Origin of the sequence: Acinetobacter brisouii (assembly GCF_008993995.1) — a bacterium.
Lineage (GTDB): Bacteria > Pseudomonadota > Gammaproteobacteria > Pseudomonadales > Moraxellaceae > Acinetobacter > Acinetobacter brisouii_A.
In genome coordinates this window covers 1-10,792 of the sequence record NZ_BKNN01000071.1, presented here as the reverse complement: position 1 = coordinate 10,792, position 10,792 = coordinate 1, and the positions used below count along the sequence as shown (strand labels likewise).

The 10,792-nt window shown below is 40.4% G+C and carries 9 protein-coding genes, 2 pseudogenes and 1 other annotated feature; of the genes and pseudogenes, 2 read left to right on the top strand and 9 right to left on the bottom strand.

Going from position 1 to position 10,792, the window contains the following annotated elements; translation table 11 throughout:
• Positions 1-394: pseudogene (locus GBN19_RS13145) on the bottom strand (transposase); the annotation flags it as partial.
• Positions 3-119 (bottom strand) — a sequence feature (AL1L pseudoknot). (Overlaps the previous pseudogene by 117 nt.)
• Before the next feature lie 49 nt (positions 395-443).
• Here GBN19_RS13145 and GBN19_RS13140 point away from each other — a divergent pair.
• Positions 444-770 (top strand): annotated as a pseudogene (locus tag GBN19_RS13140) (cation:dicarboxylate symporter family transporter); the annotation flags it as partial.
• A 58-nt stretch (positions 771-828) separates the two neighbouring features.
• Here the strand turns inward: GBN19_RS13140 and GBN19_RS13135 are convergent.
• From GBN19_RS13135 to GBN19_RS13110, 6 genes are all read right to left on the bottom strand, one after another.
• The gene (locus GBN19_RS13135) at positions 829-2,166 is read right to left on the bottom strand and encodes a basic amino acid/polyamine antiporter (protein ID WP_151778448.1); all 1,338 of its coding nucleotides are present in this window, start codon (positions 2,164-2,166) and stop codon (positions 829-831) included.
• 6 nt (positions 2,167-2,172) lie between these two features.
• Positions 2,173-3,048, bottom strand: a complete 876-nt coding sequence (locus GBN19_RS13130) for a homocysteine S-methyltransferase family protein (RefSeq protein ID WP_151778447.1) — start codon at positions 3,046-3,048, stop codon at positions 2,173-2,175.
• A 125-nt stretch (positions 3,049-3,173) separates the two neighbouring features.
• The gene (locus GBN19_RS13125) at positions 3,174-3,617 is read right to left on the bottom strand and encodes a hypothetical protein (protein ID WP_151709446.1); all 444 of its coding nucleotides are present in this window, start codon (positions 3,615-3,617) and stop codon (positions 3,174-3,176) included.
• A gap of 14 nt (positions 3,618-3,631) precedes the next feature.
• Positions 3,632-4,882: an MFS transporter gene (locus tag GBN19_RS13120; protein WP_151778446.1), complete on the bottom strand. Its 1,251-nt coding sequence runs from the start codon at positions 4,880-4,882 to the stop codon at positions 3,632-3,634.
• An 87-nt stretch (positions 4,883-4,969) separates the two neighbouring features.
• The gene (gene mqo / locus GBN19_RS13115) at positions 4,970-6,577 is read right to left on the bottom strand and encodes a malate dehydrogenase (quinone) (RefSeq protein ID WP_151709448.1); all 1,608 of its coding nucleotides are present in this window, start codon (positions 6,575-6,577) and stop codon (positions 4,970-4,972) included.
• 418 nt (positions 6,578-6,995) lie between these two features.
• Positions 6,996-7,595 (bottom strand): LysE/ArgO family amino acid transporter, encoded by a 600-nt coding sequence (locus GBN19_RS13110; protein ID WP_151709449.1) that lies wholly within the window; start codon positions 7,593-7,595, stop codon positions 6,996-6,998.
• A 159-nt stretch (positions 7,596-7,754) separates the two neighbouring features.
• Here GBN19_RS13110 and GBN19_RS13105 point away from each other — a divergent pair, with 159 nt between their 5' ends.
• Positions 7,755-7,994, top strand: coding sequence for a hypothetical protein (locus GBN19_RS13105; RefSeq protein WP_151778445.1), 240 nt, complete (start codon positions 7,755-7,757; stop codon positions 7,992-7,994).
• Between the two features lie 218 nt (positions 7,995-8,212).
• Here GBN19_RS13105 and GBN19_RS13100 read toward each other — a convergent pair whose 3' ends face one another.
• Both GBN19_RS13100 and GBN19_RS13090 read right to left on the bottom strand, forming a co-directional pair.
• A complete protein-coding gene (locus tag GBN19_RS13100) occupies positions 8,213-8,923 on the bottom strand; it encodes a hypothetical protein (RefSeq protein ID WP_031953570.1) in 711 nt (236 codons plus the stop codon).
• A 347-nt stretch (positions 8,924-9,270) separates the two neighbouring features.
• Entirely contained in the window at positions 9,271-10,737 is a 1,467-nt protein-coding gene (locus GBN19_RS13090; RefSeq protein WP_228271275.1) for a S8 family peptidase, read from the bottom strand.
• Positions 10,738-10,792: the final 55 nt, after the last annotated feature.

The window sequence follows — 10,792 nt, the reverse complement described above, 5'->3', positions numbered from 1 at the left end:
GAAGCAGCGATCGGTAAAATCCTACAAATCGCCTCAACACCATATCGATCTTTATTGTTAAGGATAAAATCCACCATTATTTGTGTGGGCGGTCGAGCTCCGCCTGGGCGAAAAAAGCGGCTGCTTTGCGTAGAATTTCATTGGCACGCTTTAATTCTTTAATTTCACGTTCCATTTGCTTCATTTTTTCTTGGTCAGATATCTGTTGTACTTTGGCAGGATTTAGTTGATCCATATGCTTTAAATACCAAACACGCAATGTTTCAGGAGTACAACCGATTTTAGGAGCAATAGCTGTGATTGCTGCCCAAGTAGAAGGATAATCTTTTTCAGATTCAATTAGTAATTGAACCGCTCTTTCTCTAATTTCGGGGGTATAGTTTGGTTTTTTCATCGGAATAGTCTCTCAGAATATTGAGTCTCCGACAAACCCGGTACGGTTCAGTATCGCGGCAATCTTTATTGCACAGCTTTACGGAATTGACTTGTCGATTACTCAAGAAATCGTGTTGGTCTTGACTCTCATGGTTACTTCTAAGGGGATTGCAGGTGTTCCGGGTGTATCCTTCGTGGTGCTGTTGGCAACTTTGGGTTCAGTCGGTATTCCACTTGAAGGTCTGGCGTTTATTGCAGGGGTTGACCGTATTTTAGATATGGCGCGTACTGCATTGAACGTGGTCGGAAATGCCTTGGCTGTACTGGTGATCAGTAAATGGCAGAAGCAATTCGACGAAGACAAAGCAAAAGCGTACGAAGCATCTTATAAATAAGATCATCTATGCGAAATAAAAAACGGCTCATCAGAGCCGTTTTTTATGTCAGTGTGGACTAAGATAATGATGAGTCACTGGCAAGGCGTTTCTTATGTTTGAAATAGCTATAGCCAAAAATAATTAGACCGACCATGTAAAGCTGTAGTGAATCCCACAGTAAAGAAAGATCTGCGGCATACAGTAACCATAAGGCATAAATAGTTGCCACGAGTGCAATCAAGATATGTTTTGGCTGTTTCTTTTTACCCGATTCTTTTAAGTAGAACGCGGAGACTAAGAAATAAGGCAACAGAATCATCACCGAAGAAATCATCAACAGCCACGTGTAGTTTTTATTGAAAAAGTACACGCCAATTAGCGCTGCCTGCACCACAATGGAGGTCAGCCATAACGATGAAATCGGCACATTGTTGCTATTGGTCTTGAGAAACGTCGCAGGGAATGCTCCATTTTTCGCAGCCAAAAACGGAATTTCAGTGGCGAACAAAGTCCAACTTAAATACGAGGATGCTACGGAAATCATCAAGCCGACAGTAATCACAATGGTGCCTGGCAATCCAATCAACTGGGTCAAAAGGGTCGCCATCGATGGGTTGTGCATACCTGCAATGTCGGCACGACTGGTGACGCCGTAAGACAACACCGTAACCATCACATAAAAAGCCAATGCCAGTAACACGCCAAACACTGTGGCTTTACCGATATCATTACGGTTACGTGCACGAGAAGACAGCACCACCGCACCTTCAATTCCTGTGAACACCCATAAGGTAATCAGCATCAAGTCTTTGACCTGTTCCCAAAGTGGCATTTTTAAAGAGAAGTCATGCAAATTGAGTTTGAAAACATCCAGTTTGAATGCGACCAAACTACAGGCAATAAACACCACCATCGGTACGATTTTGGCAAGGGTAGCAATCAGGTTGACCACCGCCGCTTCTTTAATCCCACGACTCACCAGCCAATGCACCAACCAAACAAAGATCGATGAACCGATCAGGGCATAGATGGTGTTGCCATCGCCAAAAATGACATGTTCCTTGGTATCCACGAATGTACCGAGACTTGAGAACACAATCACCACATAACCGACAATGCCGATGGTGGTACATAGCCAGTAGCCCCATGCCGAGCAGAAGCCGATCAATTCGCCAAAGCCTGCACGGGCATAGTTATAAATTCCGCCGTCCAGTTCAGGGTACTGACGAGATAAATACAACAATGAAAATGCCAAGAATAAAATACCGACCCCAGTGATCAGCCATGCAATTAGCAGGGCTGAACCATTGGCAACGGCTGCCATGTTCTGCGGTAAACTAAACACCCCAGAGCCGACCATGGAGCTAAACACCAGTGCGGTCAGCGACAGTAAACCAATTTTTGCAGAAGACATATTTTCTTATTCTTTAAAAAATGCAGACAGTTCGGCAATGTGTGCAGGGGTAATCCCACAGCATCCACCGATTAACGATGCGCCAGCATCTTGCCATTTTTTAGCAAAAGCCAAGTAAGCGGTTGGGTCAAGGTCTTTACGCACTTCGTCCAGACCGTCATTGGCTGTTGCAGATTCGTCTTGTGGCGGGAACGCATTGGCATAAGCACCAATGGTCAGTTCAGGCGCCAATTTTGTGATTTCCTGAATCGCTTGCAAAATCACTTCAGGCTGACAGCAGTTAAATAATACCGCTTCTGCACCGATGCGACGGATCACGTCTACCGCTTGTTCAAGGTTCTCACCTGAACGCAAGTAAGCACGATCTTGTTGCAATACATCTTGCAGGGTGAAAGAAACCCAGTACGCTTTGCCATCTTTTGGAAGCAGGTTGTGTACCATTTCTACTTCTTTCAGGCTCGATTGGGTTTCAGCCAACCAGAAATCGACTTGACCTGCTAAAGTTTCAATAATTGGCAAAGCCAGTTCACGTACATGATCTTCTTGGAATAAATCAGCACGGTATGAGCCAAACAGTGGCGGTAGGCAACCTGCGATTTTGACATCACGACCACTTTCTTGAACTGCTTGTTTCGCTTGATCAACAGCGACTTGCACCAGTTGGCGAACTTCGGCATCGAAACGTTCTTGACCAATATGGAAAGGAACAACCGCATAGTTGTTGGTGGTAATCACTTCTGCACCTGACTGAATAAAGTCGAGATGCACATCTTTTACAATTTCAGGCGCTTCCCAAAGGGCAAGAGCAGACCACTCAGGTTGACGAAATGGTGCACCACGACGCGCTAATTCACGTCCTACACCACCATCTAAAATTTTCATCGGACAATTCTTCTAGCACTATAAAGCGCATTAGTATACTCAAAAGCCGATTTCGCCGTTAATGGACTTTTTGATAACCATATTCAATAAAACCATGAAGTCATACAGGGCTTTTGTGATGTCATTTACAAGGCACCCAACTGTTGCCACGACTCACCCGTATGAAAACTGGCGTAATGCTGTTGTAACTGATGTAAATCGTGGTTTTGCAGGATCAGGAAAATGATCAGGCATAGGCTGAGTAAAGCCGCTGTCCATAAATGTTGAGCAATTGAAATATGCTTGGCACGACGATAAAAATAATAAGCAGATAGGCTCAAATGAGGTAACAACAACCCGATAAAAGACAGATGCAAATATAGATACAGCAACAAGCCAATCGGCAAAATCAGCAAACAGCCACTACGCAACAGGCTTTGCTGGCGTTGCAACTGATAAATCACAACCAAGCTCAGGTCAAGCCAAAAGAAGATCGCCGTGCCTCCTAAAATCGCAATATAGCACGCCTGTAAAATGGCGATGCCAAAGAGGCTATACAGTAAAACGCCACTGATTTTTGACCAAGACATAAAGCGCAACATATTCAACCTGATTTAGAAAAAGAATGATCAGTAGACTGATCACGGGTTTGCCGATAACTCAGCAGGACTGTCAGTAAAGCCAAACTCGAACCCAGTAACATCGCAGGGATAATACTCAGCAGTCGCGCCATTAGGCTGGATTGCAATGCGCCCAACTGATTGCTCGACGTGACAAAAATGCCATTAATCGCTGCAATCCGACCGAGCATGTCTTTGGGGGGAATCAGTTGCAGCAAGGTCTGTCGAATCACGATGCTATAACTGTCACAAGCACCCATCAGCAGCAAAATCAGTACCGCAAGATAGAGATGCCGACTCAGTGCAAACGCAAAGCCGCAACAGGCAAAACCTGCAACTGCAATCAGCATTTTTTGCCAGAGTTGCTTTTGAGGGGGAAACTTCACCAACACACTCATCATCAGCAGCGAGCCACAGGCAGGAGCAGCGCGTAACAACCCAAAACCATCGGCATCGAGATGCAAAACATCCTGAGCAAAGATGGGGAGCAGGGCAACCACACCCCCAAAAAAGACCGAGCTGACATCGAGTAGCATCGCCCAAAACAGCACTCGACTCTGCCTCAAAAATGCCACAGCCTCTTTAAGACTTAGCCAAACAGAACATTGCGCAAGCTGTGGAAATTCTCGCGCTTTAAGCTGCCACAGGGCTAAACTGCCCAATACAAACAAGATCATTACCGCCATAAACGTGGTGTGTAAACCGAAATGGGTGAGGAGTAATCCTGCCAAAATTGGGGCAAGCACCGCATTGATTTGCCAGCAGAGCGCTGTCCATGTTGAAGCATTGCTATACAGTTTTTCGGGAACTAGAAATGGACGCAACGAATTAAAACACGGGCTGTAAATGCCACGAATACAGCCAAAAAGAAAGATGATGCTGTACACGCTCACCAGAAATAACGTGTCAGAGAGAAGCTGTTGTTGGTGACTGGAAAAACATAACCACAGCAGTCCTGATAATGGAATCGAACTGCTAAAACTCAGTTGTAAAATCCGTTGTCTGTTAAAACGATCGGCAAGATACCCACCCCAAAGCGAGAGCAGTACAAAGGGCAGAAACTCTGCCAATCCGACTAAACCGAGCACCATCGGGTTATGCGTGAGCTGATATAAATAAAAACTCAGCAACACTTCCTGAATCAAAATCGCTAAGGTCAGACAGCACTGATTCACGGTCAGCAATGAAAAATCGCGACAGGTCAGGGCAGCAAAAGGTGAAATTTTGTCAGACATTAGAGATCTTAAAAGGCATAAATAACAAGGTTTTAAAATGACAAAAGGGATGAATGACTTCATCCCTTTTGTTTTCAGTGACTTAAATCACTTTTGTGCGTGTTGAGCAACAGGGGTGTAATGTAAGCCCAGTGTTGAACTGGTGTACTGACGTACTTGGTCAAGCAAAGCAGGGTTTTCGCCCAAGTCTTGTTGATAAGAACGAATAATTTCATGCAACTTGCCGTTCCATTCGCCTTTGGTTTGTGTAGGGAACGCTTTTTCCAAGACATTCAAAATGATGTATGGCGATGTTGATGCACCTGGAGAAGCACCCATCAACGCTGCAATCGCATGGTCTTCAGAAACAAACACTTCAGTACCAAACTGCAATTTTGCAGGTTTACCCGGTTCTTTCTTGATGATCTGTACACGCTGACCGCCTTGGCTCAAGTGCCAGTCTTTCGGATTGGCATCTGGGTAGTAGCGTTTCAGTTCACGGAAGCGGTCTTCATCAGACATCATCACCTGACCAATTAGGTATTTCACCAAGTCCATGTTTTCAATACCAATTGCAGTCATTGGCAAAATGTTATTTTTGTTGGTATTGGCAATCAAATCTAACTGTGAACCATTTTTCAGGAACTTGTTTGAGTAAGTTGCAAATGGCCCAAACAACACATATTTCTTACCATCGATATAACGGGTATCGATATGCGGTACAGACATTGGCGGTGCACCGAAGTCGGCACGACCATACAATTTTGCCGTGTGTTGTGCTGCAACTTTTGGATTGTCTGTAATCAGGAATTCACCACCAACAGGGAAGCCTGCATATTGTTTCGCTTGTGGTAAGCCAGTCATTTGCAACATTTTAATCGCTGCACCGCCTGCACCAATAAACACAAAGCGTGTTTTGACATGATCCACTTTGCCTGTTTTTAAATCTTTAAATTCAACAGACCAAGTTTTGTCATCGTTTTGGCTAATGCCTGTCACTTCAGTTGAGGTTTGTAACTTGAAGTTTGGTGACTTTTGCAAATGAGCGACCAATTGGCGAGTGATTGAACCGTAGTTCACATCCGAACCAATTTCCATGCGGGTTGCCGCAACTTTCTGTTTTGGATCACGTCCTTCCATCACCAAAGGTGCCCATTGCTTAATCTGATTTGGGTCTTCAGTAAATTTCATGCCTTGGAAGAATGGGCTTTTGATCATGGCTGCATAACGTTTTTCAAGGAATTTAACGTTGTCATCCATCACAAATGCGTGGTGTGGTACAGGATTGATAAAGCTGGTTGGCTCGCCCAAAACGCCTTGTTTGACTTGGTATGACCAGAATTGTTTTGCAACTTCAAATTGAGAAGCGACTTTTTCTGCTTTGGAAATGTCCATTTTACCGTCTTTTTCTTCGGTATAGTTCATTTCCATGAAGCCTGAGTGACCCGTACCTGCGTTGTTAAAGCCATTTGAGCTTTCAAGTGCAACATTATCGAGGCGCTCGTACATGCGAATTTGCCAGTTTGGCTGTAATTCGTTGAGATAAGTCCCCAGTGTTGCACTCATGATACCACCGCCAATCAGTACGGCATCAACAACAGGTTCACCTTGGGTGGTATTAATTTTTTTAGACGCAATCGGTCTAAACAAAAAGATTACAGCAAGGATGATTAATACCAAAAGCAGTATTAATAATGCCTTTAAAAACTTACGCATTCAATTTACCTAAAAAATGAAAGGTCTTGCCAAAAGCGTGGCAAAAAGTGGACATTAAAAATGTTCAAAAATGCTAGAAAATAAAACAGGATATTTAAAAAGCGAGGATAGAGATTGAACAAAATAAGACTTTAGTATAACAATTGTGTAGATCTATTAATAGACAGGAACTTTAATATAACCTACTGAATTAATCGGAATTTTTAAAAAATTATTGATATTCAATTGCTTATATTTTAATTAATTTTAAGAAATTGGGCTATTTTTTAATAAATCATTAATATTGGTCATAACATAATGAAAGTTATAAATAAATTTTAATTATGATGATTATTTAGTAAAAATTATAAATCTTTCAATAAGATGATTTTTTCTTCCGATTGCATGATTCTCCAAATTAGCTTGTTGAAAGAGAAGATTAGTGAACAAGCAGCTGCCACGCAATTCCCCACATCACGCCACCAATTACTGTATCTAAAATTTTCCAAGAAACAGGGCGGTTAAAAATCGGCTGAAGCAATCGTGCGCCATACCCTAAACTAAAGAAAAATAGCCATGAGGATAAAATTGCACCACAGGCAAACCATTCTAATTGATGCGTAAATTGGCTAGAAATTGAACCGAGTAATAATACCGTATCGAGATAGACATGTGGATTGAGCCATGTAAATGCCAAACACATCATCATGATTTTAGTCAAACTTTCAGGTTCGGTTTGGCTTGGGGTTAATGCTGCATTGCTATAGAGCGCTTGATAAAAACTGCGTAGCCCATAGCAAAATAAGAATAATGCGCCTGCATATTGGGCAAACATGAGAAGTTGTGGAAATTGTCCAATGGCTTTGGAAAAGCCTGTGACGCCTAAAAAAATTAAAATAGAATCTGACAGCGCACAACTCAGCACAATCCACAAAACATATTGCTGTTTTAAGCCTTGTTTGAGAACAAAAGCATTTTGTGCACCAATCGCAACAATTAAGGACAGGCTAGTCGCCATGCCGTACCAGAAAGCAGACATCGTTTACTCAGCATATTGATTTTTGAGTATTATGATTTTTTAGTCGAATCAATGCAGTAAAACTAAAAAAATTTCAGTGTCCTTAAAAATTTTTTATTTGGGGCTAGGGAAAAGTGCATTTTCGCATAAAATATCAATACTTTATTAAAGGATAAAATAATGAAAAATATAATATTGGCAATTTTATGTTTAATGCCATCATTCCTATGGGCAAATCAAAATTTTGAAACCTTATCTCATCATGTGGTTATTTCAGAAATAAACCGATCGGGTGTTTATTGGATTGTCCAACCGCAGATTTCTCAAAATGACCTTAAGCATATTAAACAGCCTTTTTCTATTTCTACTGCAAAAGAAGATCAAGAACCAAAATGGCAAAAGTGGTTAAAAAACACATGATCTAAGCATAAAAAACAGCCTGTTAATAAAACAGGCTGTTTTTTGAGTAGAGGGAATTTTCCTGTATTTGGACAATAAAGTTGTAAACTAATGGTTCAATAAAATCAATTATTTAAAAATTTCATATCATTCAAATTTTAAATTAAAGTCTTAAACTTGATTTAAGACTTTAATTTTTCATTTAACAATATAGTTGTAAACTAAAAATGTCTACTTGATCAGAGACCAATCTTCTTTTTTAACTCTGCTAACAGCTTTAGTTCTTTAGGCTGTAAGGAAGTTTGTTTATCAAGCAATCTACCCCACATAACGATATCTGATTGTATACTGGCACAGATCCAAGCATTAGGGCTAATATCATTTTTTCGAATTACTTTAAAGCCCATATGTAGTGCTGCACAAATAAAAGCTCCATTTGACACATATGCATCATCAAAGTGGTTCAACTGACGGTGGTAGTATTCAACGCTATGTTTCAATGTGTAACTACCCAGATTGTAGCGAATAGCTTTTATTTTTTTCAGATGCTGTAGATACATACAGCATCGCTGGCATTCATCAAGTGCTTTTTTTAGGCTTTCTCTATTTTTCTTAAAATTTTGAAGATATTCAGCTTTAGAGTCCTGAAACGTATACCGCTTATAAAAAGATTCATGGTATGAGTCAGAATGACCAAAGCCGTTATAGTCTAGTAGAGGTTCTTGCTCCACAATTCTTTCAATATCAGAAAATGTAATTAAATAATTTGAAGAGTCTGAATTTTGTTGAAGTTGAGCCATTGCCAAAGCCCATGGTTTATTCACTTCTTTGAAAGAAATTACATCAAGTGCATCAGTTTGTGTTTTTGCTTGTTCACTTTTAACAAGTTCTTTGGCACGTTTCTTTGCTCTTTGAACAGATAGTCCTGATGGGAAAACTAAGTTTTGCATAAGTGCTAACCTTATAGCTCGCCATTTTCATTGTGCAGTCCACATCACCCTTATGGCATACAATAAGGATAGTAAGATTCATCTCAAGAAGAGAAATATACATTATCGCAAGGGGATATTCGCCAACTCAGCTAAAGTTGAGTGGTGGACTGACGAGCATAGTATTGATGCTTAATACTAAATTAATGATCAAATATATAAATGTCAAAAGATTTTTTAGTATGCAGCACAAAAGAAAGAGCCTTTTTAAACTCTTTATAGAATATACTCGATTTTTCTATAGCTTTAACAAGCAGAGGTGAATGCTTGAATTTATTTTTAAAATGAAATTTTTAATTACTTTGTCATTAGACCTTAATAGAACTCTCATTTAAAATCTGATTTTGAACAACTGTGTATAGATCAATTTCAGAGTCAGGAGTAGTGATGGTGATAATGAGTGAATATCGAATAGGTATATTGTAGCGTTCTCTATTAATAGAATTTTTCCACCAACCTGTTACAGGGAAAACAGCTAACATTCCACGGTTCGCTAAATCTGCTGCAGTTCCAATCCATATATCTGAGTGAATTGATCCACGTACTCGGTTTTTCGGTCCTATTAACCAGTCACTATCAGTTGATGTACTTTCAAACTTAACACCTTTTTCTCTCTCATTTTTATTAATACGTTTTAAAAAGTCTGGTGTTGATTCAGCAGGACGTCTTATTTCGAATCTTAAACCTAAAGATTCATATTGGTATCTACTTCCAGAAAAAGAGGCATCACATGCTCCAGGATTTCCTTCTATGAAATGAGAAAGTGTTACTCTCATTTTTACTGGAGTGTGGCCTAACTGTAAAAGTTCATCTTTTGGCCAAGGTAAATCATGGATATTAATTTGATTAAAATCTATTTTACTTCCATTCTTTTTGAGAGGGTTAAGGCTTTCTTGGCAAACTAGGCTTAATGAATTTGAAGCACTCCAAAGAGCTTTATTTAAGTTAGGTTCTCCATATCCACAATGATGTAGTAGCTTAACGTAATCTGATTTCTTTCCATCACTCCCTAAAAAATCTTTTTTCATATTTTCAGTCCATTCGGCTGAATGGACAATCAGTGCCCGAATTGTTTCGGGCCAATAATTAGGATACTGTCCCATAATTTCAGCAGCCATCTTTGCACATAGGGCTGAAGCTGCGCTTGTCTGAGACGTAATGGTGAAATTTTTTCCAATATGTGGTTCATGATTAAGAGTAAGGAGGCTTAAACTTTCTGTATCAAAGAAATCTCCGAATTTAGTATCATGAGAGATATTACCCCCTTCAAAGACAACATCTGGCTTATAAGGCCATTGAGTGTTCATCCAAACAAGTGAGGTTGAGCTATGTGGGCTTAACGATCCAGATTTTGCAACAGGAACACAATACTCTGTACCAGCTTCATTAATTGTAATTTTATGAGTACAAGCTCCAACTGTTAAGGCATTCCATGCTTGGGCAGGATCATGAATCTCATTCACTTGATTACTATTTGGATAGTTCGAATAGTTTTCCTGAGTAGGTTCAATATTTCCTGCGCAAACGATAAAAAGTTTAGGATTCTTGAAGTTATTTAAATTGTCGCATATAGCATTATCTAAAGCAGCAGACCAGGACGAGGGGCGTCCTCTATCACGTCCATCCATTGCTGCTACAGCCATACTGTATAATCTTTTTCTGTATGGATTGGTTACTTCTGGGATTGCTATAGCTTCTCTAACGGCTTTGTTGCACAAACCTATCTGTAAAGGCTTTTTCAGCGATATAATTTTCAAATGAAGAAGCCTACACACAAAATCTACCGTACAACCAATTGGCCCGCATATAACCGAGCACTCATGAGTCGCG

Bases quoted from the DNA above. Each gene is read 5' to 3' on its own strand.
- GBN19_RS13105 (WP_151778445.1), top strand. From the start codon at position 7,755: ATGAAAAATATAATATTGGCAATTTTATGTTTAATGCCATCATTCCTA.
- GBN19_RS13110 (WP_151709449.1), bottom strand. From the start codon at position 7,595: ATGTCTGCTTTCTGGTACGGCATGGCGACTAGCCTGTCCTTAATTGTT.
- GBN19_RS13125 (WP_151709446.1), bottom strand. From the start codon at position 3,617: ATGTCTTGGTCAAAAATCAGTGGCGTTTTACTGTATAGCCTCTTTGGC.
- mqo (WP_151709448.1), bottom strand. From the start codon at position 6,577: ATGCGTAAGTTTTTAAAGGCATTATTAATACTGCTTTTGGTATTAATC.
- GBN19_RS13100 (WP_031953570.1), bottom strand. From the start codon at position 8,923: ATGCAAAACTTAGTTTTCCCATCAGGACTATCTGTTCAAAGAGCAAAG.
- GBN19_RS13120 (WP_151778446.1), bottom strand. From the start codon at position 4,882: ATGTCTGACAAAATTTCACCTTTTGCTGCCCTGACCTGTCGCGATTTT.
- GBN19_RS13130 (WP_151778447.1), bottom strand. From the start codon at position 3,048: ATGAAAATTTTAGATGGTGGTGTAGGACGTGAATTAGCGCGTCGTGGT.
- GBN19_RS13135 (WP_151778448.1), bottom strand. From the start codon at position 2,166: ATGTCTTCTGCAAAAATTGGTTTACTGTCGCTGACCGCACTGGTGTTT.